Origin of the sequence: Beijerinckia mobilis (assembly GCF_000745425.1) — a bacterium.
Classification (GTDB): domain Bacteria; phylum Pseudomonadota; class Alphaproteobacteria; order Rhizobiales; family Beijerinckiaceae; genus Beijerinckia; species Beijerinckia mobilis.
On sequence record NZ_JQJH01000010.1, the window covers coordinates 1 to 24,816 of the forward strand.

Annotated in this window: 21 protein-coding genes and 1 pseudogene; 10 read left to right on the forward strand and 12 right to left on the reverse strand. The window is 58.5% G+C overall.

What is annotated here, in order from left to right:
• Positions 1-103 precede the first annotated feature (103 nt).
• Positions 104-1,486 carry an IS5 family transposase gene (locus tag DL88_RS09400; RefSeq protein ID WP_051955798.1) on the forward strand — a complete coding sequence of 461 codons (1,383 nt, stop codon included), beginning with the start codon at positions 104-106 and terminating at the stop codon, positions 1,484-1,486.
• Positions 1,487-1,748: 262 nt separating this feature from the next.
• Here DL88_RS09400 and DL88_RS09410 read toward each other — a convergent pair whose 3' ends face one another.
• The 3 genes from DL88_RS09410 to DL88_RS09420 all read right to left on the reverse strand — a co-directional run bounded on the left by DL88_RS09410 (position 1,749) and on the right by DL88_RS09420 (position 4,693).
• Entirely contained in the window at positions 1,749-2,054 is a 306-nt protein-coding gene (locus DL88_RS09410) for a hypothetical protein (RefSeq protein ID WP_245270744.1), read from the reverse strand.
• 610 nt (positions 2,055-2,664) lie between these two features.
• Positions 2,665-3,507 (reverse strand): 3-mercaptopyruvate sulfurtransferase, encoded by an 843-nt coding sequence (gene sseA, locus DL88_RS09415; RefSeq protein WP_034995179.1) that lies wholly within the window; start codon positions 3,505-3,507, stop codon positions 2,665-2,667.
• Between the two features lie 154 nt (positions 3,508-3,661).
• Positions 3,662-4,693, reverse strand: a complete 1,032-nt coding sequence (locus DL88_RS09420) for a cysteine synthase A (RefSeq protein WP_034995180.1) — start codon at positions 4,691-4,693, stop codon at positions 3,662-3,664.
• Between the two features lie 357 nt (positions 4,694-5,050).
• Here DL88_RS09420 and DL88_RS09425 point away from each other — a divergent pair, with 357 nt between their 5' ends.
• Positions 5,051-5,617, forward strand: coding sequence for an HPF/RaiA family ribosome-associated protein (locus DL88_RS09425; protein WP_034995181.1), 567 nt, complete (start codon positions 5,051-5,053; stop codon positions 5,615-5,617).
• A 301-nt stretch (positions 5,618-5,918) separates the two neighbouring features.
• On the opposite strand, the gene DL88_RS20265 is transcribed toward DL88_RS09425, so the two are convergent.
• Positions 5,919-6,140 (reverse strand): hypothetical protein, encoded by a 222-nt coding sequence (locus DL88_RS20265; RefSeq protein ID WP_156971024.1) that lies wholly within the window; start codon positions 6,138-6,140, stop codon positions 5,919-5,921.
• 240 nt (positions 6,141-6,380) lie between these two features.
• On the opposite strand from DL88_RS20265, the gene DL88_RS09430 reads away from it, so the two are divergent.
• Complete coding sequence (locus DL88_RS09430) at positions 6,381-7,163, forward strand: SDR family NAD(P)-dependent oxidoreductase (RefSeq protein ID WP_034995182.1); 783 nt, start codon at positions 6,381-6,383, stop codon at positions 7,161-7,163.
• Between the two features lie 22 nt (positions 7,164-7,185).
• Here DL88_RS09430 and DL88_RS09435 read toward each other — a convergent pair whose 3' ends face one another.
• Positions 7,186-7,512, reverse strand: a complete 327-nt coding sequence (locus DL88_RS09435; protein ID WP_034995184.1) for a hypothetical protein — start codon at positions 7,510-7,512, stop codon at positions 7,186-7,188.
• Between the two features lie 556 nt (positions 7,513-8,068).
• Between DL88_RS09435 and glyA the strand changes: the two genes are divergently transcribed.
• From glyA to DL88_RS09455, 4 genes are all read left to right on the forward strand, one after another.
• Positions 8,069-9,370 carry a serine hydroxymethyltransferase gene (glyA, locus tag DL88_RS09440; RefSeq protein ID WP_034995185.1) on the forward strand — a complete coding sequence of 434 codons (1,302 nt, stop codon included), beginning with the start codon at positions 8,069-8,071 and terminating at the stop codon, positions 9,368-9,370.
• A 77-nt stretch (positions 9,371-9,447) separates the two neighbouring features.
• Positions 9,448-10,614 carry a bifunctional diaminohydroxyphosphoribosylaminopyrimidine deaminase/5-amino-6-(5-phosphoribosylamino)uracil reductase RibD gene (ribD, locus tag DL88_RS09445; protein ID WP_034995390.1) on the forward strand — a complete coding sequence of 389 codons (1,167 nt, stop codon included), beginning with the start codon at positions 9,448-9,450 and terminating at the stop codon, positions 10,612-10,614.
• A gap of 2 nt (positions 10,615-10,616) precedes the next feature.
• Positions 10,617-11,225 carry a riboflavin synthase gene (locus tag DL88_RS09450; RefSeq protein ID WP_034995186.1) on the forward strand — a complete coding sequence of 203 codons (609 nt, stop codon included), beginning with the start codon at positions 10,617-10,619 and terminating at the stop codon, positions 11,223-11,225.
• A gap of 129 nt (positions 11,226-11,354) precedes the next feature.
• The gene (locus DL88_RS09455; protein ID WP_051955799.1) at positions 11,355-12,995 is read left to right on the forward strand and encodes a Na+/H+ antiporter; all 1,641 of its coding nucleotides are present in this window, start codon (positions 11,355-11,357) and stop codon (positions 12,993-12,995) included.
• A gap of 126 nt (positions 12,996-13,121) precedes the next feature.
• On the opposite strand, the pseudogene DL88_RS20810 reads toward DL88_RS09455, so the two are convergent.
• The 3 genes and pseudogenes from DL88_RS20810 to DL88_RS09465 form a co-directional block, all read right to left on the reverse strand.
• Positions 13,122-13,264: pseudogene (locus DL88_RS20810) on the reverse strand (transposase); the annotation flags it as partial.
• Between the two features lie 154 nt (positions 13,265-13,418).
• The gene (locus DL88_RS09460; RefSeq protein ID WP_034995188.1) at positions 13,419-15,377 is read right to left on the reverse strand and encodes a family 2A encapsulin nanocompartment cargo protein cysteine desulfurase; all 1,959 of its coding nucleotides are present in this window, start codon (positions 15,375-15,377) and stop codon (positions 13,419-13,421) included.
• Entirely contained in the window at positions 15,358-16,281 is a 924-nt protein-coding gene (locus DL88_RS09465; RefSeq protein WP_034995190.1) for a family 2A encapsulin nanocompartment shell protein, read from the reverse strand. The genes DL88_RS09460 and DL88_RS09465 overlap by 20 nt, the downstream gene beginning before the upstream one ends.
• 386 nt (positions 16,282-16,667) lie before the next feature.
• Between DL88_RS09465 and DL88_RS09470 the strand changes: the two genes are divergently transcribed.
• The gene (locus DL88_RS09470; protein ID WP_084705089.1) at positions 16,668-17,975 is read left to right on the forward strand and encodes an MFS transporter; all 1,308 of its coding nucleotides are present in this window, start codon (positions 16,668-16,670) and stop codon (positions 17,973-17,975) included.
• 5 nt (positions 17,976-17,980) lie between these two features.
• A complete protein-coding gene (locus DL88_RS09475; RefSeq protein ID WP_034995399.1) occupies positions 17,981-18,415 on the forward strand; it encodes a MarR family winged helix-turn-helix transcriptional regulator in 435 nt (144 codons plus the stop codon).
• Positions 18,416-18,476: 61 nt separating this feature from the next.
• Here the strand turns inward: DL88_RS09475 and DL88_RS20270 are convergent, their stop codons facing one another.
• The 3 genes from DL88_RS20270 to xseA form a co-directional block, all read right to left on the reverse strand.
• Positions 18,477-18,941, reverse strand: a complete 465-nt coding sequence (locus DL88_RS20270) for a hypothetical protein (RefSeq protein ID WP_156971025.1) — start codon at positions 18,939-18,941, stop codon at positions 18,477-18,479.
• 113 nt (positions 18,942-19,054) lie between these two features.
• The gene (locus tag DL88_RS09485; RefSeq protein ID WP_051955800.1) at positions 19,055-19,381 is read right to left on the reverse strand and encodes a hypothetical protein; all 327 of its coding nucleotides are present in this window, start codon (positions 19,379-19,381) and stop codon (positions 19,055-19,057) included.
• Positions 19,382-19,506: 125 nt separating this feature from the next.
• Positions 19,507-21,144, reverse strand: a complete 1,638-nt coding sequence (xseA, locus tag DL88_RS09490) for an exodeoxyribonuclease VII large subunit (RefSeq protein WP_034995406.1) — start codon at positions 21,142-21,144, stop codon at positions 19,507-19,509.
• Between the two features lie 334 nt (positions 21,145-21,478).
• Between xseA and DL88_RS09495 the strand changes: the two genes are divergently transcribed.
• Positions 21,479-23,305, forward strand: a complete 1,827-nt coding sequence (locus DL88_RS09495) for a cation:proton antiporter domain-containing protein (RefSeq protein ID WP_034995192.1) — start codon at positions 21,479-21,481, stop codon at positions 23,303-23,305.
• Between the two features lie 48 nt (positions 23,306-23,353).
• Here the strand turns inward: DL88_RS09495 and DL88_RS09500 are convergent, their stop codons facing one another.
• On the reverse strand, positions 23,354-24,682 hold the full coding sequence (locus tag DL88_RS09500; protein ID WP_034995194.1) for a DUF3422 family protein: 1,329 nt from the start codon (positions 24,680-24,682) through the stop codon (positions 23,354-23,356).
• Between the last annotated feature and the right edge of the window lie 134 nt (positions 24,683-24,816).

The following is a 24,816-nucleotide window of genomic DNA, read 5'->3' on the forward strand; positions in this document are numbered from 1 at the left end:
GTATTTGCCGGATTTGATAGGCTGTGGACGGGTTTTCTTGCAAATTGATCGTGGGCTTTGGGTGTGATTCTCTGGTTCTGAGGGAAGCGGAGGATCAGCGGGGATGCGGCCACGGGAGAGGCGTGAGAGCGGCCAGCAGGATCTGTTTCGGGCGCGGCTCGATCAGATCCTCGACATGCAGCATCCGCTGGTGAAGCTGGCGGCGGCGATCGACTGGGGCTTTCTCGAAAAGCGCTTTGGCGCCGCTTACAGCGATGCGCCAGGCCATCCTCCTCTGCCGACGCGGTTGATGGCTGGCGTGGCGATCCTCAAGCACATGGTCGATCTGTCTGACGAAGCGCTCTGCGAGCGCTGGGTCGAAAACCCTTATTATCAGCTGTTTTGCGGAGAAGAGTTCTTCCAGCACAGCCTTGCCTTCGACCGCTCTTCGATGACCCGCTGGCGGCAGCGGATGGGAGAAGAAAAGCTTGTCGCGCTGTTGCAGGAAAGTCTGGCGAGTGCGACGCGCACCGGCGCGGCCAAGCCCTCCGACTTCGCCAAGGTGATCATCGACACGACCGTGCAGCCGAAGGCGGTAGCGCATCCGACGGATGCCAGGCTCATGCAGCGCGCCCGTGAAAGGCTGGTCCGGCTCGCCAGGAAACACGGTGTCAGTCTGCGCCAGAGTTACCACCGCGTCGGCAAATATGCGCTGATCAGGCAGCAGCGCTATGCCCATGCCAAACAGTTCAGGCGCGCCAGACGCTCGCTAAAGACCCTCAAGACCTCTCTCGGCCGGGTGATCCGCGACATCACCCGCAAGATCAAAGACCAGGAGGCACTCCAGCAGATCTTCGCCCCCGAACTCATGCTGGCCCGCCGCGTCCATGCCGGCAACAGAAACCTGCGGCCTCTCAGGGGACAAAAGGCTGATACAGACCTGCGGGTGTTCAGCCTGCATGCGCCGGAGGTCGAATGCATCGGCAAGGGCAAGCCGCACAAGCCCTATGAGTTTGGGGTGAAGGTCTCGCTGGCGACGACACTCAAACGCTCAAAGGGCGGCCAGTTCATCGTCCATGCCAAGGCTCTGCCCGGCAAGCCCTATGACGGCCATACGCTCGGGACAGTCATTCCCGACATCGAACAACTCATCGGATGCTCCCTTGAACGGATATTCACCGATGCGGGGTACAAGGGCCACAACGCGCCACCTGCCCACCGCTTCAAGGTCTATCGCGCCGGACAGAAACGCGGCATGACAAAGGAAATCCGCCGCCAGATGCGGCGCAGGTCCGCCGTCGAGCCCGTCATCGGCCATACAAAATCCGATCATCGCATGGACCGAAATTATCTCGCGGGCCAAGCCGGCGATGCCATCAACGCTGTCCTCGCGGCAGTCGGCTACAACTTCAAACGCATCCTCTCATGGCTCCGCGTTTGGCTCGCCATTCTGTGGAGCTTCATTACAAGCTGTGGCCACTCAAAAAATCACTTCGCTCAGGCTTGAATGCCCTTCTTCACAGTCGACCGAAAGAGGATCAAGGAATCCGATCAAAAAAAGTCCGGTGCGGGAAAGCACCAGACTTCGAGAGGGTTTGCGGAGCAAGATGAAAAGGCCGCCTGTTTCGCAGAGATGTCGCGTGTGCAGGCTGTCATTCCGGCACGGGACGCAAAGCCACGGATGCGAAACCAGTCATCAGTCAACATGAAAAGACCGGAGTTTTGCTTTACCCCGGTCTCGAAGTTCAGGCTGATCGGTCAACTTCCACTCAGATGATTTCCTCAAGCACAGGTGTTTTCGCTTTGATGGAAGGTTCGGAGACGGGCTCTTCCTCAACGACGGCCGGGATGAGCGATACGGTGACGCCGGTGCCGAGCAGTTGCAGTGAGATTTCCTTGCCGTTGCCAAATTTGACGCCATCACGATAGGCGCCATGTTCCAGACGGGCGAAGATGACATCTTCCTGAGCGTTCACGCCGAGGCGGCTTTGCAGATCGCCTGAAAGACCTTCGAGAGTCAGTTTGGTATCATATTGGACGCAGACCGCGGTCGTGCAATCACCGGCTACAGCCAAGCCGATGGAGCCAGACGGGAAGCGGGTCGTAACGTATTTTTCGGACTCGCGCGCAGGCCGAGAGGCATACATTTCTAGCGAATAGTCACACATTACGGTCACTCCTGAAGTTTCGAGACGAAGTTCCCCCTTCCACGCACACGCCTATCGTCATGCCGACGAGCGGTATGGTACATTGGACCCGGATTTTCGAATGGGCCCCCTAAGACGGAGGGGGATGTGCGTGAAGGCCTCTCAGGTGCGGCCGGTCTCGCCTCTAGAAAAATGCGCGCATGAATCGGCGCATCTGGGCCAAGAACCACATTCGGCGGTCGTCGAACGTTTCACTTCAAGATCAGCAACGCATGATCCCCGGAAGAAGTTGCATCGGGAGTTCAAGTCGTTCTGCCTTGATATTGATGCTACCGCAATGACCTTGAGCGTCAAGTCACAATCATCAAGGCGAACATTAACTTTTATGTGTGTCGACGGCTTCGGACCACAGGCAGGAGTTGTGTCCGTGGTTGCGCGCTGTCACCGCCATGCGTATGCCCGACCGCAGGCACATTTTCTCTCTCATGAAATTCGCTCATGGAACGGGCGCCGTATCGGGCGCCCGTTCCAAGCTGTTTCAGCCGGTTGCGATCGGCAGGTCCGAGCGTCCGCCCCATTCGGTCCAGGAGCCGTCATAGAGCTGAATGTGACGCTGGCCGACGGTTTCCAGCGCCAGGAGAAGTATAGCCGCGCTAACGCCGGAGCCGCAGGAGGTGATGATCGGCTTATGCGGATCGAAGCCGATTGCAGCAAAAGCCTCTCGGATTTCGTCCGGCGATTTCAAGGTGCCCTCGCCGACGACTTCCCGCCAGGGAAGATTGAGGCTGCCTGGAATATGACCCGACCGCAGGCCCGCGCGCGGTTCCGGCACTTCACCGCGAAAGCGCGGTGCGGCGCGCGCATCGATGATCTGACTGGTTCCGCTCTTGGAGGCCGCGTTGACGGCCTCTGCATCGGCGACGGCCGAGGGGTCGAAATGTGGGGCGAACACGCGTGGTGTGGGCTGAACCTCTCCGCTCTCGGCCGGACGGCCTTCGGCGATCCATTTCGGGAGGCCGCCCTCAAGGATCTTGACGTTCTGTGCTCCGAAGGTGCGCAGCGTCCACCAGACGCGTGGCGCACCCAGCAGGCCGGAAGCGTCATAGACGACGAGCCGCATGGCCTCGGAAAGCCCGAGCTGCCCCGCCGCGGTCGCGAAATCGGCAGGATTGGGTAGCATATGTGGCAGATCGGTGCTGTGATCGGCGATCGCGTCGATGTCGAAGAAAATCGCGCCGGGTATATGGCGCGTGCGATATTCGGATTTCGCGTCCCGTTTCTCGTCGGGCATGAAAAACGTGCCGTCGATGACGGCGAGATCGGGTTTGCCGATTTCGCCGGCGAGCCATTCCGTGGAGACGAAATAAGCCGGATCACCCATGATTTTCTCCCGATCGTGGTGGAATTATCGTGGAACGCCGCCGACTTGCGGATCCAGGAGCGTTTCGGCTCTATCCGAAACGCTTTTCTTAACAAATCCAAGCATTTTCAAAGTCATAAAATCGCGAAGCGATTCAATTTCATCGAAAAATGTTCTAGACGAAATCCGGTTTGATCGTCACTGGCCGCTCCAGCCAGCCCGGCACGGGGAGATTTTTCTCGCGCAGAAAGGCCGGATTATAGAGCTTCGATTGGTAGCGGGCGCCTGAATCGCAGAGAACCGTCACGATCGTATGCCCGGGACCGAGTTCCTTGGCGAGGCGGATGGCGCCGGCGACATTGATGGCGGAGGAGCCGCCAAGCAACAGCCCTTCATGTTCAGCGAGATCGAAGAGGATCGGCAAGGCTTCTTGATCGGGAATCTGGTAGGCGATGTCGATCGGGGCATTTTCGAGATTGGCCGTGATCCTGCCTTGGCCGATGCCCTCGGTGATCGAGGATCCTTCGGCTTTCAGTGTGCCGTGGGTATAATATTCATAGAGCGCAGCGCCGAGAGGGTCGGCGAGACCGATCCGTACCTCCGGCTTCTTGGCCTTGAGCGCCATGCCGATGCCGGCGAGCGTGCCGCCAGTGCCCACGGCGCAGATGAAACCATCGATCTTGCCCTCGGTTTGGGCAAAGATTTCTGGACCGGTCGTCTCGAAATGGCCCTGGCGATTGGCGATATTATCGAATTGATTGGCCCAGATGGCGCCTGCGGGATGCTCCTTGGCGAGCCGTTCGGCGAGGCGACCGGACAATTTTACATAATTGTTCGGATTGGCGTAACCGACAGCCGGAACTTCCAGCAATTCCGCGCCCTGAAGGCGCAGCAGGTCCTTCTTTTCCTGGCTTTGCGTCTCGGGAATGACGATGACCGTGCGAAAGCCCAGAGCATTGGCCACCAGAGCGAGGCCGATTCCGGTATTTCCTGCCGTTCCCTCGACGATCATGCCGCCGGGCTTGAGCACGCCGCGGGCAAGCGCGTCCCTGACGATGGCCAGAGCGGCGCGATCCTTGACCGACCCGCCGGGATTCATGAATTCGGCCTTGCCGAGAATGGTGCAACCCGTCTCCTCCGAGGCACGGCGAAGCTTGATGAGGGGCGTATGACCGATGGCCTCGATCACATTATCGGCTACAGACATGAATAGGATCCTTTGCTTTTTCTCGACTATAGAGACATGGCCAAGTCACTGTCGAGATCGACTTGGTGCGGAGTTTGGCCGCGTGCCGGCTGCATCGGTCGCAGAGCAATGCCGGGGCCACGAGAATCGAGCACGTCTGTTTCAGTTGAGGTGATCAGCGGCATCGTGTGGAATGCGTCCGAAGATGGAGATGTCTTCGCGTAATCCTTTTCTTGCGCCTGCCGTATGTCGTGAGTTTGCAGCTGAACCTAAATTTTTGATCTCCGGAACGAATTCGCGCCTAAGTCGTTGCTCCGGTTGGCCCGCCTGCTTCCGTCAACGGAACGGTGGCCGGCCGATCGCGAAAGGAACAAGTGTATGGATAGGCCTTTGCAGATCGTTTTCCGGGATCTTGAACATTCCGACTCGCTCGAACATTTGATTCGGGAGCGTGCCCAGCGCCTTGAACATGTCTTTCATCATATCATCGGCATGCGCGCCGTCGTGAGCCCTGCTCAAGGGTCGGAGACGGCAAAGAAGACGCTTGCGCTGACGGTGGAAGTTGAAGTTCCTGGCCGCCCGCTGATCGTCGGCAAGTCCGAGGAACCGAGGCACGATTCGAAAGGCTCCCCGACTGCCCTCGTCAAACGGTCTTTCGATGCCGTGCAGCGCCAGATAGAGGCCCTTGCCGATATTCGGCGCGGTCAGGTCAAGCATCATGACGGGGAAGGGGAGACAGGTGTAGTGACACGGCTTTTCCCGCAGCAGAATTACGGCTTCATCGAAGTCAAGGGTGCTGGCGATCTCTATTTTACACGCAACGCCGTGCAGCGAGGAGATTTCGACGCCATGCAGGTCGGCAGTCACGTCATCATCACCCGGGCGACGACGGATGGCCCGATGGGGCCGCAGGCGAGCTCCGTCCGCTGCGTCGACAGCCTGTAGGCCGTGATGAGATGAGTGGCCTTGCGCCGAACTCATACTGGCCATGAATATGGGATTCATGAGTGAGTATGGGCTTTAAGACGTTAATCATCCAGGCGGGGAACGACTCCCCGCCTTTTGTTTGTGCTGCTTTCCCTTTCCGTCCTCTTTAGAATGCAACCTGTTCGGTATGTGTGATGCAGTGCCGCCCCATTCATATTCGTCAGAACACTGAAATCGCGAAGCGATTCAACACTATCGGAAAAGGCTCCAATGCCGATGGGAGGAAGCGATTTCAGATGATCGTGTTGCCATGATCATGTCATTCAGCCAAATTTTTTCCGTTGAATTCATCCATTTGGTTCCAAACAGCTTTGGCGCGGCGACAGCGACGATTGATTTTGCTGGGTTGCGCAAAATGCTGAAGTGTAAGCGACATTGCGAGAGTCTGTTCGGCGTCCTCTCGCACAGGATTCCAGACCACATTTGATGAACATAGTTCGTCGGGATTGGCTGCAGCTTGCCGCTGGACCTCCCTGGCCACACCGTCTCCCGATCCGGGAGGCCTGGTTTGATCGAATTTGGTATTTTCGATCTGGACGAATCATGCGGACGATCTTTTGATTGCCGGGAGAGGGTTTCTCCGAAATGATTTCGGTGTTCTCATTGGTCTTCTGTCATGGGATGAGACCGTTTAGGCGGAAGCGGTTCTCGTCTTCAAAATCTTATCGCGCGGCAATTCCGTTTTAACCGCAGGTGCCTTGCGCAAGCGAGTGAGTGGAGCATGAGGAGTTATCGTGCGAAGCCCCGGGATGGGGTCGCCTGGGTTACCGGGGCGAGCTCGGGAATCGGCCGTGCCGTGGCTCTTGAACTGGCCCGTCGCGGCTATCGTGTCGCGGTCACGGCCCGTCGCAAGGGAGATCTGGAGGAACTGGTCTGCCATACGGAAAACATCACGAGCTTTCCGGGGGATGTCACGGATGTCGCGGCGATGCGCGCGCTCGTCAAGCGGATCGAGCGTCAGCTTGGACCCATCGCGCTCGCCTTCCTCAATGCGGGCGTCTATTTCGTGCAGGAACGGGCGGTTTTCTCGGCGGAACTGGCGTGGAGAACCTTTGAGGTCAATACCGGCGGGGTTCTCAATTGTCTCGATCCGCTGCTCGTGGAGATGCGTCGCCGCCGATTTGGCCAGATCGTGATGAATGCATCCCTTGCTGCTTACGGCGGCATGCCGGGATCTCTTTCTTATGCCGCAAGCAAGGCTGCTGTCGTGTCGCTTGCCGAGACGCTGAGAATGACCGAAGACCGGCAGGGCATTAATGTCCAGGTCGTCACGCCGGGATTTGTGGAGACGGCGATGACGGCACATGAGACCAGTTTCGCCATGCCCTTCCTGATGGATGCTGATCAAGCGGCAACGCGCATTTGCGATGGCATCGAGATCAGTGGCTTCGAGATCACTTTCCCCAAGCGGCTTGCCTGGCCCTATAAATTCGTGGCGCTGCTACCCTATCCGCTTTATTTCGCGATCATGCGCTGGGTGACCCGGAGAGTGCCGTTGGGTTAGACGCGGGTGAGCCGGTTGTTCTTCAGCTCTCCTGCCCTTCCTCCGGGCTGAGTTCCTTGAGCTGATCGGAAATGACGCCAACTTCTGCCCAGTCCAGCGGTATCGGCGGCTGACGCGCCTGCAACAGCAGGCCCTCTGGCGCTACAGTGCCGACGAAATCTTGATCACTTGCAATCGGGCTCATATAGATTTCATCCACCTTGCTGGTACCGGCCTTTACGGCGGCGAGTGCTCTCGCAAGGGTGAGCGCTTCGCGCGGGGTCAGGTCGAAACTCAATCCATCCGACAGGCTGAGCCGGATCATTGGGCCGAGACCGCGATGGATGAAAGAATGTGCCGTACTGCTCATGAAGCCAATCCAGTGCTTGCCTTGGAACTTTCGATACGCGTCTTTTGATGCAATTACGACGGCGGTTTCTTCGCGGCGGGCAAATTACCGTCGGATCGCGTTGCATGGGCGCATGCCCGAATCCCTCGCATCGGTCTTGAGGTGCCGATCGCAAAGGCACTAGAGGAAAATTTGCCGGCAATGTGCCGATTTCCTCTCCGAATCTTTTGCTTTATTGAAATTCCATCGCCGCAGCGGCGCTGAGGCAGAGTTCGCTCCTGAAATCGGTTTCGAAGCATCGGCCAGGCTGATGTTTCAGAATAGAAATCGGGAGCTTCTGCCTTGCGTTGCAGCGTCAAACCGGAACGTGAACGATCATTCCTTCCAGGAATTTTGGTGCCGTCACAATCCGTTAGAGCGCCGCCCACGATCCCGTCTGAATCGCGCGGTGTTCCGACAGGGCAGCGCCAAGGTATTGAACCCCGTGGATCTGGGACAGATCATGATCCATGGGACTTGGTATTAGTGTCTCGCAAAGGGTGCCGCTGCTCCCTCTGGGCAGGCCGGGAGAATCATCATGACTATCAAACCAGAGGCCGGTCAGCCGGCCGCGAATTCCTTTTTCGCCGCGTCGCTCGCCGATGCGGATCCGGAAATCGCCAAGGCTATTGATCTCGAGCTTGGCCGTCAGCGCCATGAGATCGAATTGATCGCGTCGGAAAATATCGTCTCGAAGGCCGTGCTCGAAGCCCAGGGCTCGATCATGACCAACAAATATGCGGAAGGCTATCCGGGCCGCCGCTATTATGGCGGCTGCCAATATGTCGATATTGCCGAGACGCTGGCAATCGAGCGGGTCTGCAAATTATTCGATTGCCAGTTTGCCAATGTGCAGCCGAATTCTGGCAGCCAGGCCAATCAATCGGTTTTTCTCGCTCTTTTGCAGCCCGGCGACGTATTCATGGGGCTCGATCTCGCGGCAGGCGGTCATTTGACCCACGGATCCCCGGTGAATCTCTCGGGCAAGTGGTTCAAGGCAGTTTCCTATGGCGTGCGCCAGTCCGATCACCTGATCGATATGGATGCCGTCGAGGCGCTCGCCAAGGAGCATCGGCCGAAACTCATCCTTGCAGGCGGGTCCGCCTATCCGCGTCATTGGGATTTTGCGCGCTTCCGCGAAATCGCCGATTCCATCGGCGCGTGGTTCTTTGTGGATATGGCGCATTTCGCCGGACTGGTCGCAGGCGGGGTGCATCCGTCGCCATTCCCGCATGCGCATGTCGTGACTTCCACCACGCATAAGACCTTGCGCGGGCCGCGCGGTGGTCTCGTCCTGACCAATGATGCCGACATCGCCAAGAAGATCAATTCCGCGGTCTTTCCGGGTCTTCAGGGTGGTCCGCTGATGCATGTGATCGCCGCGAAGGCCGTGGCCTTCGGCGAAGCCCTGCGGCCGGATTTCCGCGCCTATGCGCAAAATGTCGTCGACAATGCCCGTGTGCTCGCCTCACAGCTCACTGCAAAAGGGTTTGCGATTTCTTCCGGCGGTACCGACAACCATCTCATGCTCGTCGATCTTCGGCCGAAGCAATTGACCGGCAAGGCGGCTGAGGCCGCGCTTGGGCGTGCCTCCATTACCTGCAACAAGAATGGCGTGCCTTTCGATACGGCGAGCCCCTTCGTCACATCCGGTATTCGGCTTGGCTCTCCAGCGGCGACATCGCGTGGTTTTGGCGGTGCGGAATTTCACGAGATTGCCGATCTCATCGCCGAAACGCTCGACGGCCTCGCCAAAAACGGTGAGGAAGGCAATGCCGCCGTCGAGGCCGCCGTCAAGGAGCGCGCGCTCGCCCTGACACAAAGGTTCCCGATCTATTGATCGGGCGCCTCTGCATTCCCTGATATCCTCCCACCTCTAGCACGAGGACTGCGACTTCGTCGATGCATTCGAGCGGCATGAGCATTGAGGCCATCGCCTCGTCCGTCAGTGAGGCCGATGTTCTCTATATGGAGGAGGCTCTTGCGCTTGGCCGGCGCGGACTTGGGCGTTCAGCGCCCAATCCTTCGGTTGGTGCGCTCCTTGTCAAAAACGGCGTCGTGGTCGGCAAGGGCCGCACCCAGCCTGGCGGGCGTCCCCACGCCGAGACCGACGCTCTGGCTGAAGCGGGGGAATCCGCGCGCGGTGCCACGCTCTATGTGACGCTGGAGCCTTGCAGCCATTTTGGCGTCACACCACCCTGTGCGGCGGCGATTATTGCCGCCGGCGTCGCCCGTGTCGTCTGTGCGCTGGAGGATCCGGACCCTCGCGTTTCGGGACGCGGCTACCGCATGCTGCGCGACGCCGGCATCGAGGTCGTTCATGGCGTGCTGGAAGCCGAAGCCCGCCGGGCCAATCTCGGCCATATTCTGCGCACGCTGGAAAATCGTCCGATGGTGACGCTGAAACTCGCCATGACGCAAGACGGCTATGCCGGGAAAGCCCATGGAACCACCTCACCAGCGCAGCGTCTGAAGATCACCGGCCCGGAGGCCGATGAAGAAGTCCACAGGATGCGTGCGTCTCATGACGCCATCATGATCGGTGTCGGCACCGCGATTGCCGACGATCCGCTGCTGACCGTCCGTTTGCCGGGTATGGAGACGATAAAGCCGTTGCGCATCGTGCTCGATAGCCATTTGCGGCTTCCGCTCGATTCGCGGCTCGTGCGGACGGCAGTGGATCATCCGACGCTGGTGTTCACGCGCGCCGATGCGCCGGCAGAGGCGATCGACCGATTGCGGGCGGCCTCCGTCGCCGTTGAAACAGTGGAAAGTGTCGATGCCGCGGAGACTTCGCTCGATCTTTCGGCCGCGCTGCATTGCGCGGCAGGCCTCGGGCTGACGCGCGTCTTTTCCGAGGGGGGACCGAGAGTTGCCGACGCGCTCATCGGGCTGGGGGTTGCCGACGATATCATCCTGTTGACCTCTGACAGGACGCTCGGCGGGGCTCAGGAGCAGGGCGCGGATATTCCGGGCCTTTCTTCCTCTGCGCGCGCCCTGATCACCCAATCCGGCCGTTACCATCTGACCGAGACCCGGATGCTCGGCAAAGACCGTCTGACCCATTACGAGAGGATTCTTTGATCATGTTCACCGGGCTCATCAGCGATGTCGGAGAAGTCGGCTCGGTCGAACCGCGTGGTGATCTGCGGCGGCTCCGGATCCTCTGTTCCTATCCGGTAGAGACGATCGCCATTGGCGCCTCGATCGCGTGCAATGGCGCCTGTCTGACCGTTGTCGAAATTGATCGTGACAGACAGAGCAACCGGACATGGTTCGAGGTCGACGTCGGCGCGGAAACCCTGGCGCGGACGACCGCGAAACAATGGGAGCCCGGCATGCAGATCAACCTCGAACGCTCCCTGAAAGTCGGGGATGAACTGGGCGGCCATATCGTCACCGGCCATGTGGATGCGGTGGCGACGATTGCGGCAATCGAGGATTTTGATGGAATGCGGCGGTTTTCCATCAGCGTGCCAGAGGATCTTTCCCGGTTTATCGCCGAGAAGGGATCGGTGAGCCTCGACGGCACATCACTGACCGTGAACAGCGTCGATGGCAATCTTTTCTCCATTCTTTTGATCCCGCATACGCTTGCCGTCACCACATGGGCTTCGCGGCGCGCGGGGGATTCAATCAATCTCGAGGTGGATCTGATGGCGCGCTATGCGGCGCGGCTTGCGGGTATCTCCTGAAAGCGTCATCCGGACTTGCAGGACACCGAGGATGGAATTGAGATTGCAAGGAGGAGACTTGTCATGAAAGCCGCGTTCTAAAAATTTTAGAAAATGGCGATAGGATAGGGGGATCAAGAGGGACGAAGCGTGGATACGGTTGTCAGCATTCTCATCTTTCTCGTCGCGGTCGTTCTCAGCAGTTCGCTCGCCAGGCTTTCTCCCATCCCCATCCCGCTTCCTCTGGTGCAGATCGCGCTCGGTGTCCTGATCACCGCTGTGACCGATCTGGGCGTGACGCTGCAGCCGGATGTTTTCTTCCTTCTCTTTTTGCCACCGCTATTGTTTCTCGATGGCTGGCGCATTCCCAAGGAGGGGTTGTTCCGTGACAAGGACACCATTCTGGAACTGGCGCTCGGTCTCGTGGTCTTCACTGTCATTGGGGTCGGTTTTTTCATCCACTGGATGATCCCGGCCATGCCGCTCGCAGTGGCATTCGCGCTCGCGGCCATCGTTTCGCCGACCGATCCGATTGCTGTTTCGGCAATCGCCTCGAAAGTGCCGATTCCCAATCGCATGATGCATCTTCTGGAAGGGGAATCCCTGCTCAATGATGCCTCAGGCCTCGTCTGTATGCGGTTTGCTGTGGCGGCGGCACTTACCCACCGGTTCTCTCTCCCCGAGGCCTTCGGCACATTTCTCTGGCTTTCGATCGGCGGAATTTTCATCGGCGTCGCCGTCACCTGGCTGGTGACACAGGCGAAATACTGGATGGCGCGTTTCGTCGGTGAAGAGACGGGAGCGCAGATCCTCGTCAGCCTGCTTATTCCATTTGGTGCTTATCTCGTAGCGGAACATTTCCATTGTTCCGGTATCCTCTCCGCTGTCGCGGCGGGCATTACGATGAGTTATGTCGAACAGTCGGGACAGGTGCTCGCCGTAACCCGTGTTCGCCGGAATGCCGTCTGGGAAACGATGCAATTTGCCCTCAACGGCATCATTTTCGTTCTCCTCGGCGAGCAATTGCCGCAGATCGTTGACGGCGCCACGAAGGTCGTACGGGAGACAGGCCATCACGATCCGGTCTGGATCTTGATCTATGTGCTCGCCATCAATGCCGCTTTGGCGGCATTGCGTTTCGTCTGGTCATGGGTCTCATTGCGCTACAATCTGTTTGTAGCCAAGCGTAAAGGGCTCACAGTCAAACTGTCGATCGGCCGTCTTGTCGCAGCCATGTCGGTTGCCGGTGTGCGTGGCACCATCACACTCGCTGGTGTTCTGTCTCTGCCGTTGTCCATGCCAGACTGGTCGCCGTTTCCCGCGCGTGATCTCGCGATCTGTCTTGCCGCTGGCGTCATCATCGTCTCGCTGATCGTCGCCAGCATCTTCCTGCCGATCTTTCTTAAAAATGTCGAAGTGCCGCCGGAGCCGTCGCATCAGGAGGAGGAGGATCATGCCCGCATTGTCGCGGCTGAGGCTGCGATCAAGGCGATCGAGCGGGGTCAGCATGATCTCAGCCAAGGCCGTTCGGATGTCGATCTCTATGCGAGTGTCGGCACGCGCCTGATGGAACTTTACCGCCAGAGGATCGATGGGCGTTCGAAGACCGGAGCCGAGGCTGATCTCGTCAAGAAGGCGGAAGATGTCGAACGACAGCTACGCCTCGCCGCACTTCGTGCCGAACGCGATGAGATCTTCCGTCTCGCAAGAGCGCGCCGTCTTTCGGACGAGACGGTGCGGAAGTTGGTGCGTGAGATCGATTTGCAGGAAACCCGCATTTTAGCTGTATGAGAAGCGTTTTTTCGCACGGAGTAAAAATTGCTTTTCGGCCTCGTTGGTTCTAAGGGCCGAAAAGCAAGCTCAATCAAGCTGACCAGAGATTTCCATCAAAAATTTTTATTGATTTGGCCACCTGGAACAACCCGCAACCTCGAAGGGCAGATGCTCCCACGGGGTTGCCGTAAAAAGAACGAACAGGATGCCAGGAGCATTTCGCGGTTCTCCACCCGAGGCCGCCCACCTTTGGGGCGCGGCGCAACCGGAGGAAACAACGGTGCGATTTCAGCTCATAAGGCGTCAGGAACAAGCTGTTTGGCCATACAAATATCGTCAGCAAAACAGGGTTAACAAATCGGTTTGTTAGACGCTCTAAAATAATAAAACCTTCCCTGCGTTGTGTACGCAGGGAAGGTTTTTAAAGCGGTGCGACAGGTTTTAAACAGTCGGCAAGGTCATCGATTTGATGTCACGAACGGCCTGCACAAGTGCGTCTATATCTGCGAATGTATTATAGAGCGCGAGTGAGGGTCTGACAGTCGCCTCCAGACCGAAACGACGCAGGATCGGTTGCGCGCAATGATGACCGGCACGCACGGCTATGCCTTTCTGGTTCAGCGCGCGGCCAACTGCAGGTGCGTCAAGGCCATCGAGAACGAACGAGACGACGCCGGCTTTTTCCTTTGCCGTTCCAATGATCCTCAAACCCTGGATCTCGGAAAGGCGCAAGGTGGCATAGATAAGAAGGTCATGTTCGTGCCTGGCGATGGTTTCCATGCCGAAACGTTCGAGATAATCAAAGGCGGCGCCGAGCCCGACGGCGTCAGCGATATTGCCTGTACCAGCCTCGAACCGTGCAGGGGAGGGCTGATAGGCGGTCTTCTCGAAAGTGACATCCTCGATCATATTGCCGCCTCCCTGCCAGGGAGGGCTATTTTCGAGTACGTTCTGCTTCCCGTAGACGACTCCTATGCCCGTTGGTCCGAACACTTTATGTCCGGAAAGCACATACCAATCGCAGCCAAGGGTCTGCACATCGACTGGCATATGCGATACCGCCTGTGCTCCGTCGACGAGGACATGCGCGCCATGACGCTTTGCCATGGCCACCATTTCACGGGCGGGAGTCACCGTGCCGAGCGCATTCGAAACCTGAGTAAACGAAACCAATTTCGTGCGCTCGCTGAGTAGCTTCTCATATTCCTCGAGAATGATCTGCCCATCGTTATCGACCGGCACGACTTTCAGCTTGGCGCCTTTCTCGGCGCAAAGCATCTGCCAGGGCACGATATTGGCGTGATGTTCGAGCCAGGTGATGATGATGTCATCGCCGGCACGGATGTTGGCGCGGCCCCAGCTTTGCGCGACGAGATTGATCCCTTCGGTCGCGCCGCGAACGAAGATGATTTCGTTGGTGGATGTGGCATGCAGAAAGCGCCGCGTCTTCTCTCTTGCAGCTTCATAAGCATCGGTCGCGCGTGCGGCGAGTTCGTGGGCGGCGCGATGGATATTGGAATTTTCATGTCGGTAGAAGGCCGACAGGCGTTCTATGACGGCATTGGGTTTCTGCGTTGTCGCCGCATTGTCGAGCCAGACGAGCGGATGGCCATTGACTCTTTGATGCAGGATTGGGAAGTCGGCCCGCACGAAATTGGCATCAAACGCGGAGTGGCGTGATACTGCGGGCTGCGGTGCCTTATGGGAGGCCTCCCTCGAAGCCGCTGCCTCAAAAACTCCGGCCGTTCCATCAAGGAAATAATAGTCGGGTTCGGCGCCTCTTGAGCCGGCCGCCGAGGGTATTCCTTCACGGTTTTGCGGCACGGCCCGTGATGAGGCGAACAAAGCCTTTAAGGCATCTTCCGCCGGGAAAGTGTCGGAGAGCAGCGGAATTGCCGCAAGGCCGGGAAGAGTGGTACCGGACAGCCCAAAGCCTTGATCGGGTGTTGTGACAGGCGCGCCCGATGGAATGCTGAAGCCGCTTTGCGCCGTGGGGATTGGTGCTTCAAAAGCAATAGGCGCAGGCGCCGCGAGTGTGGATGCGGCCGGAGTTACGATACCGCCTTGCAAGGGGGTGGTGGCCAAGGGGCCGGTGGTGCTGCCTGGCGTGGAAGTCGAAAGGTGCGGTGCCGAAGGTGGGGGTGCTCCATAGCCTCCGAGCGGAATTCCACCCGGTGGTAAGCCGGTGCCTGCGGGGGGCAAGGAGGCGAGTGACGCCGAGGACAATGGCAGGGGAGCGCCAATGCCGGATGCTGGCGCAGATGGTGCGGAAATGGCAGGGCCATCGGCGGGCGCCGTAGGAGAAATTGCTCCCTGATGAAACAATTCCCCTGCGATCCGGGCAAGAATGCCCGGATCGATTGGTGCCGCCTGATCAGGATCAGGGATAATTGTAGGCATGATATTTATCAACCTCGACATCTTCGAGCACTGCCAGCGCATCGTCGGTCAGGACCGCGAGCGAGCAATAGAGGGACACCAGATAGGAGGCGATGGCCTTGTGATTGATACCCATGAAGCGGACGGAGAGACCGATGCTCTGTTCCCCGGGGAGGTTCGGCTGAAACAGACCGATGACGCCCTGACGCGCCTGACCTGTGCGCAGGAGCAGGATCTTGGTCTTGCCGTTTTCGAATTTGATCTTGTCGCTCGGCACGAGAGGAACGCCACGCCAGGTGATGAACTGTGAACCGAACATGGACACTGTTGGCGGCGGGACGCCACGGCGCGTGCATTCCCGTCCGAATGCGGCGATGGCGGCGGGATGAGCGAGGAAGAAAGCCGGTTCCTTCCAGACTTTCGTCAAGAGTTCATCGAGATCATCGGGCGTCGGAGCGCCGGTACGCGTCGAAATCTTTTGTGTTTCGGCGACATTGTTCAGCAACCCATATTCAGGATTGTTGATGAGTTCGCTTTCCTGACGTTCCTTGATGACTTCGATCGTGAGCCGGAGCTGTTCAACGATCTGATTATGCGGAGCACTATAGAGATCAGACACCCGCGTGTGAATATCGACAACGCTGTTGACCGCGCTGAGCAGATATTCGCGCGGATTTTCCTCGTAATCGACAAATGTTTGCGGTAGTTCGCGTTCGTCCCGATTGGAACAATCGACGCTGATCTGTGATGCATCCTTTACACGGTTGAGACGGAAAATACCCGCTTCGACCGGCACCCATTGCAGACAATGCACCAGCCAACGCGGCGTGATGATCGACATCTGGGGGACGGTTTTCGTCGCATTGGCCAATTGGCGTGCGGCGACGTCCCCGAGCGCTGTCGCGATCGATGAGTCGTGTGTCATAGGGGAAACAATCTCGTGATGCGTCCGTATCCACTCAATTGGAAAGGGACACGGAGGCGTGATAAACGAAGAGGATTGGCTACTGCTTCGATGGAGACAAAATCAATATACAGCGGCAGCGAGACCGGACAATGAGAATAAAATTCTTTTTTTCACTCATACATACTATAAATATACTATATTGATGTGGTTTGCGACTGCCTCACATACATCTCTTCTTGTGTCATGTCGTCCTCCCCAAACTTTGCCTCACTGTCTTGAATCGCCGAGGGCGAGGATGCCGCGGGCAAATTTGTGGCTTGACTAAGGGCAATTACCCGTATTTTGATGGGCGTGGACCATAAATATCGTCCGGTTCTTCAATCCGGACATTCGGAAGCGCCCTCATGCATCAACGCTCCTTTCATTATGCTTGGATCGTCGTCGCCGTCACCTTCCTCGTGTTGCTGGTCGGCGCCGGGATTCGCGCGACGCCCAGTGTCTTGATCATTCCCTTGCAACAGGAATTCGGCTGGACCAACGCCGAGATCAGCGGCGCAATCGCCATCAACATTCTCCTTTATGGCTTGGTGGGGCCATTCGCTGCCGCGCTCATGGAGCGTTTTGGCCTTCGCAAGAGCATATGCAGCGCCCTCGCTTTGCTGGCTCTCGGTACCGGCCTGTCGGTCTTCATTCAGGCCTCATGGCAATTAAAACTGCTTTGGGGTGTCGTCGTCGGCCTCGGATCGGGGATGGTGGCCATCGTGCTTGGTGCGACGGTTGCGGAACGCTGGTTCCAGAGCCGGCGCGGCCTTGTCGTTGGTCTCCTCACCGCGAGTAGCGCCACCGGCCAACTCGTTTTTCTGCCTTTGCTGGCGTGGCTCGTTTCCTCGCAGGGATGGCGACTCGTTACAATGTTTGTGGCCTTCATCGCGCTCGCGCTCATTCCGCTGGTGATCTTGTTTGTGCGCGATAGGCCGGCGAGTCTCGGTCTCGCGCCCTTTGGTGGTGAGGAGGTGATCGTCACGCTTTCGTCGCGCCGTAATCCTGCCGCGCGGGCCGTCGGAGCTTTATGGAATGGACTTGGCCAACCGGATTTCTGGCTCCTTGCGGGCAGTTTCTTTATTTGCGGCGCCTCGACCAATGGTCTGATCGGCACGCATCTCATCGCCGCCTGTGGCGATCATGGCATTCCCGAAGTTCGGGCGGCGGGGTTGCTCGCTCTGATGGGCGTTTTTGATTTCCTTGGCACGACAGGCTCTGGCTGGCTGACGGATCGTTGCGATAGCCGATGGCTGTTGTTTTCCTATTATGGCTTGCGCGGCCTGTCGCTTCTCTACCTGCCGTTCGCCTTTGATGGCGGATTCTTCGGATTGCCTCTCTTCGCCATCTTTTACGGGCTCGACTGGATTGCGACCGTGCCGCCAACCATTCGCCTTGCTGAAAAATCCTTCGGTCGTGAGAATGCGGCCGTCATGTTCGGCTGGATTGCCGCCGCGCACCAAGTTGGCGGTGCCTTTGCGGCGCTGGCGGCTGGGTCGTTGCGCACAGGCACCGGCAACTATTTCAGTGCTTTCCTCTCGGCCGGTATCATGTGTTTTCTGGCGGCCTTCCTCGTTCTGTTCATCGGCCGAAGTGGTCCTTCTCCCTTTTGGGGCGCATCCGGGGATAAAGGGAAGGGAACGGCAGGCGCCCTTCAAGCAAGGGAGTCTTGATCGAGATGCGGGAAGAGGCTGAAATCTGCAGTTGTGCAGCCGTCCGTCAGGCGGCGCGGCATATATCCCGTCTTTATGATGAAGCGCTGGCGGCCACAGGCCTCAGCCTCAACCAATATTCCATCCTTGCCAAGCTCTCGCGCTTCGGGCCGCAGACGGTACAGGCACTCGCCGATCGCCTTGTTATGGATCGGTCAACGCTCGGCCACCTGCTGCGCCCGCTGGAACGCTCTGGCTGGATAGAGATCGGCGTGGCCGTTACCGACAGACGGCAGCGCCAAATCCATATCACGCCTCTAGGCACGCAATTGATGCAGCAGGCGGAACCTTTGTGGAAACGGGCGGAGAAGGCGTTCCGTCATGATTTCGGAGAGGAAAATGCGCTCCTCTTGAGGACACTCATGAAACAGATCACTCGGGTGAAGCCGGAGGGAAAATGAGCCTTCCCTCCGGAGGTTTCGCGTCCCTTGACATCCTTCCCGCCCTAACTTCGGAAGTCAGTCATTGCAAGGCAATCGAGTGTCCTTCAGCCCGGCTCAACAAAGACTCAAGGACATCCACCGGGACGACCGCCATGCGGCGGCCACGCATCTTTATGATATGGACCTTGACCGGATTACCGGCGGTCATCGGAACCTCCATTGTCTTCTCAAAGCTCATATTCTTGCCGCTGAAATCGGCCGGGTAGAAGTCCGAACCGGTCCCGGCGGCATGGCTTGCGCCTACACTGACGATCAAGCTGATGAAGGTGGTGCAGATGATTGATCTGACGCGCATGATGCTCCTCCCTGTTTCTGTATTATCGTGATTGCCGGATAATGTTTGTGGCAATGGAGCAATCATATCATGAAACAGACAGTGTGCGGGAATCTGATAAAATCCACTCTTCCAGCACGTCGATGACGAAAATGCTGCCGGTGAAGATGTGTCTTGGTGCGGATTGGATGCGGCCGCGCTGTCAAGCATGCGCTGGATGACATGCGCGTAGGTACGGTACGAGTGGGAAGCGGGAGCGCGTTTTCTGGCCGTCTGCCGCGATTTTGTGCCTCCGCCCGGCAATGTCCAGCTATAGGGTATACTCAGTCGTCGAGTATGCCACCCATCCAAGCCATGGGATGTTTGTCACCCTCCCAGGGAATCCCTTTGGCGCTCTCTTCTTCCGAAACGGTAAAGACGATTTTGCCGGGATAGGGTTCGTGTGCCGAAGCGAAACGAAAACTGGATATTGTGCCTCCAAAATAGGAAGGTTCATTCTTCGTCTTGTGAAGATAGAGCTTGGCGTTGACGAGTTTCGCCGCCTCCGTCTCATAAAACGTCCAATATCCGCTTTCATGCAATGGTGTCGCCGTGGCATCCAGAGGCCGCAGATTTAAGGGATTGCGTGAAATGAGATGAATTCTGGTCATGCGAAGGGTCCGGCGGGAAAAAGCAGAAAATGCGGAGCGGGTTCTGCTGGGCTGTGGGACGGTGACTCTTCAATGCTCCGGACGCGAGATGGCCTTGCCATAGGATCGATGCCTTTTCAATTGTCTTAAAATAATTCCTCCTGCTTCGGTTTTTTCGCGGTGCGCGTGGGTTTCCTTGGTTTTGGCTGCCCGGCGGCAATTTCAGTCGGCGGAATCGTCGATGATGAAACTGCGTTGGCGATAGCCTGGCGATTTCCATCGGCGAACTCCAGCGTCAATATAGCGCCGTCGGTGACATCAGTGGCGCGCCGCAGAGGTATGCCGCGCTCGTCACGGACGAGAGCGAAGCCGCGCGCCAGAACCGATTTGTAGCCAAGGCTCCTGATGAGTTGATCGAGCGCTGCGAGCCGCGTATGCCGCTGCTCAAGCCGGCGGCTGATTGCCGATTGTAGACGTATTTCCAATGTGCCGAGTTGTTGTCTGCGGTTCTGTATGCGGTCACGTTCAAGGCGTAAGCCCAATGTCAGGCCCTGCGTCAGGCGTCCGCCGAGATGATCGAGCTTCTGGCGTCGCCGCTCCTGCAGCAAAGCACTGGCGCGCCGTAGATCCCGGCCGCGCGCATCGAGTCTCTGTGCCATCCGTGCGAGGCTTGCATGCGGGGCTTGCCGGGACAGACGGTGGGCGAGACGTCCGAGTGTCAGACTGCGCTGGTCGAGCATACGCAGGCATGTCGTGGTGAGCCGTGCGCTGGCCCGGTCTAGTCTTTGTCGCGGCGCGGCAAACAAAGCGTCGGCCTGGGGCAGACCGCGCACAAGAGCCCGCAGATCGCTCCTGCGGCGGTCAAGCACGCGGAAAATAGCTCCCGCATTGCGCCGTTGCAGATCATTGACGCTAGTCAGAAGGTCCGCGCGAACCGGCACCGCCTTTTCGGCGGCTCCGGTCGGTGTCGGGGCACGCAGATCGGCGGCATAATCGATCAGCGTCCAATCGGTTTCATGCCCGATCGCGGCGATCAGCGGGATCTCACTCGCCGCTGCCGCCCGTACCACGTTTTCCTCGTTGAAAGCCCAAAGATCTTCCAGTGAGCCGCCGCCACGCGCGACGATGAGAAGATCGGGACGGAGAAGACTGGTCTCGCTTGAAAGTGGTCCCCGAAGCGGCGCCGAGACCGGCAAAGCGTTGAAACCGGTGATGGCCGCCGTGACTTCGGCGGCGGCGGTCTCACCTTGCACGCGCACCGGCCAGAGCAGCACCGGCCGGGGAAAACGCTCCGAGATCCTGTGCAGAATATCGCGGATGACAGCGCCCGTCGGGGAGGTGATAACGCCGATGGTACGCGGCAGAAAGGGCAGGGGGCGCTTGCGGTCCTCGTCGAACAACCCTTCGGAAGCCAATTGCCGCCGCCGTGCCTCGAACAGCGCCATGAGCGCACCGAGCCCCGCCGGCTCGATGGCTTCGATCACGATCTGATAGGACGACTTGCCGGCGAAGGTGGTGATCTTGCCGGTTGCGATGACTTCGAGACCTTCTTCCGGCTTCACCTTCAGCCGCATGAAAGTGGTCTTCCAGATGACGGCATCGATTCGTGCCGTCTGGTCCTTTAGGCAGAAATAGGCATGACCCGAGGAATGCGGTCCGCGATAATTGGAGATTTCACCGCGCAGCCGCACGGTCCCGAAACGATCTTCCAACGTCCGCTTCAAGGCGGCGGATAATTCGCTGACCGTCAGTTCGGTGTTGTTGGTGACGAGAGGAGTTGACATGGAACGAGGATGGAGCATCGCGGCCGCCAGGAAAAGCCGAAAATAGCTTCACCAATTGCTTCGCGATCTCTTTTCCAAGCCTTTGTGTCCTTGCTTATGGCGACATTCTGGCGAAAAAAGATCATAAACGGGCATAAGCGGGAGAACCAATCTCCGGCGACCTGATATACCACCATTCCGAAGGAATAAGGCGATATACTCTCGCAATTCATTGGGATGAAATGATTTGCGAGATCGGAACCCGAATTCCCATGGAATTCGGGTAGACCAGTCGGCAGATAGGGATCATGGCCGATGATGCAGTTTCGGCCTGCTGTACGGGGAAGAAACACGGATGACCTCGTTCAATCCGGCCGCTTACAAGGAAACCCTTCTGTTTCTGGCGACCGCCGGCCTCGTCGTTCCGCTGTTTCGCCGGTTGCGGATGAGCCCCATTTTGGGATTTCTCTGCGCGGGCGTGGCGCTGGGGCCGCATGGGTTTGGCGCGCTGGCGCACGGCCCGACAGCCTGGCTTTCCTGGCTCACCCTCGATAAGGTTGAGGAGATCGAACCGATCGCCGAATTTGGCGTCGTGTTTCTTCTGTTCATGATCGGCCTTGAGCTTTCCTGGGAACGTCTCGCGCGTATGCGCACGCTGATCTTTGGGCTTGGCGCCTTGCAGCTCTTTGGCTGCGCGGCTGCTTTGGTAACCGTCGCTCTCGCTTTCGGGCTTGGTTCACCGGCGGCAATCGTCCTCGGCTTCGCGCTTTCCCTCTCCTCGACGGCCGTCGTCGTGCCGGCGCTCGCCGAACGCAAGCGGCTTGGAACGACAGCGGGGCGCACTGTCTTTTCAGTGCTGCTGTTTCAGGATCTGATGGTCGCGCCCTTGCTCGTCATGGTCTCGATGCTGGGCACGCGCGGGGGCGATCTGACGGTCACCATCGTCTCGACGCTGCTGCCGGCGACGGCGGCCTTGAGCCTTGTCGTCCTCGTCGGGCGGCTGCTGGTGCGGCCGTTTTTCCATCAGGTGGCTTCAGCCGGTTCGACGGAATTCTTCATCGCCGCCTGCCTGTTCACCGTTATCGGAACCAGCGTCATCGTCGCGATGAGCGGGCTTTCGATGGGGCTTGGCGCGTTTGTGGCCGGATTGCTGCTGGCGGAGACCCAATACAGGCGCGAGATCGAGGTCACGATCGAACCCTATAAAGGTCTGCTGCTCGGATTGTTCTTCGTTTCGATCGGCGCCGGCCTCAATCCCTCTGAAGTGCTGGCCGCGCCGCTCCAAACGATTGGCATCGCGCTTGGCTTCATCGCCGTGAAGATCTTGCTGGTCATACCGGCCGGCGTATTGATGGGCCTCGATCGCCGGGTCATTCTGGAATCCGCCTTTCTGCTCAGTCCGGGTGGAGAATTTGCCTTCGTGCTCATCAGCGCCGGTCTTGCCGCGGGGCTCTTGCCGGCGAAATTGGCAGGGGATGTGGAGATCGCCGTCACGCTGTCCCTGTTCCTGGTGCCGGTCATGGCCAGGCTTGGCCGCAGATTGGGCCGCAAACCCTTGGTCACGACAGCCGAACTGCCCGAAATGCCGGAATCATTGGAGACTGGCGAAACGCCACAGGCCATTCTCATCGGATACGGCCGCGTCGGCCGTCTGGTCGGTGATTTGCTGCGCGTCCATAACATACGCTATCTGGCCGTGGATCAGGATGCTGGCGTGGTCCAGCTTGCGCGCGAGGAAGGCGTTGACATTTCCTGGGGCAATGCGACGCGCCGCGATTTTCTCGAGCGGTGCGGCATCGCGTACGCCAAGGCGCTCATTATCACGATGGATATGGCGAAGGTTGCCGAGGAAATCGTGGCCATGGTGCGCGCGGCCTATCCGGCCATCGTCATCGTCGCCCGCGCGCGTGATGCCAAACATGCAACGGTTCTTTACGGGCTTGGCGTAAACGATGCCGTTCCCGAAACGATCGAAGCGAGTCTGCAATTGTCGGAAGCCACACTCGTTGATCTCGGCGTGCCGATCGGTCTTGTCATCGCGTCGATCCATGAGAAGCGCGATGAATACCGTCAGATCCTCCAGTCCGTGGCCGATGGCGCCGCGCAGCAATATCATCTGGAGCGCCCGGTGCGGCGTAAACATGCGGTACGACGGCGGCTCAAGACCGCCATCGAAGAGTAATCGCGACGTGTACCGAACAGTTTGCGCGGAGCTCGTCTGGCAGACCCTTCACTCTTCCGAATGATGTCGGCGTATACGCAAAACGAGCCAGGTCACGAAGCCTAGAATGAAAGGAACCGCGAGTGCCGTCGCAAAGGCGGGATCGAAATTGAGTTCCCATTCCTGCGGTCCGTGATGCAGCCCTTCGAAGAAGAGATGCAGGATCGAGGAAATGTAATAAGTGATGGCGGCGATCGAGAGCCCTTCGACCGTCTGCTGCAATTGCAATTGCATGCGCACGCGATCGTTCATCTTGCGCAAGAGATCGCTGTTCTGGCTTTCGAGATCGATTTCGACACGGGTCCGCAACAATTGTGCAGCCCTCGCTAGTTTGCGTGACAATGTATCCTGCCGTGTTTCCACGGCAATGCAGGTGCGGATCGCCGGCGTGAGCCGGCGTGACAAAAAGGAGGCGAGCGTCGGCAGATCGGCGAGCTGTTTTTCGCCGATATTATTCAGCCGAACAGTCATGAGTTCATGATAGGCGCGTGTGGCACCGAAACGATAGGCTGTATGCGCGGCGCTTGCTTCAAGTTCCGCGGCGAGCGCGGTCAGACGATGCAGTAGATGCTGGTTGGCGGCCATGCCCTCGCTTAGCCGCATTTCCTTCGTGAGCAGAGGTAGTTCTGTTTCAATACGGCGCAGGGCGGGGCTGATTTCCTGGGCATCCGGCAGGCCGAGAAGGGCGAGCGTGCGATAGGTCTCGACCTCGAGAAGCCGCTGGATGAGTGCACCGGCCTGAATCGGTGTCAGCGCCTTGTCCAGGATGAGCATGCGCACGAAACCGAAGGCATCGGCGTGAAAATCGGTTGCGATGATCGCCGCCCCATTACTGACCTCCGAAGCGGTCAACATGTCCGGATCGAAAATATGCCGGTAGAGCGTATCGTCGTCCGAGGAAGGCAGAAAATGGAGGTCAACCGCCACGAGAAGGGGGCCGGGTTGCGGCAATTGCCGCATGATGGTGCTCAGCTCGTCGGCGCTCGGACGAAAGGCACTATCCGGCCCGGGCGATCGCGCGGCCTCGCCTTTTTCCGAAAACTCCCACGTATAGGTGCAGAATTCGCCATGCTGCTCCCAGCGAAGGACGGCCGGGGAGAGAACGACGAGGTGATGCCGGGCTTCCGGCGACGGAGGCGGTACGGCGCGTTCGAGACAAAAGGCTTCCAGCGCGGTGCGCGCTCTCGCCGCTGCCTCCTGATTGGTCAGAAAAGCGAAATGAAGGAAGCGCCCGGCGCCTTCGAAAGCCATGAAGGGTCGTGCATGGACTTCCGCGAGAATGCGCCCCCGCAAGGGATGAATGGTAAAGGCGTCGAAATGGCCCCTTTCCTCGTGCACGTCTATTCCTCCAGCGACCGGCCGGCAATCAATGATTCCGATTCATCGTCTTTGCGACGCTACAGAACCTACTACAATTCTTATGAATTTTGAAAAGCCTGCGCTCGGGAGCCTGTCTTGACAGCGCCTCTTGG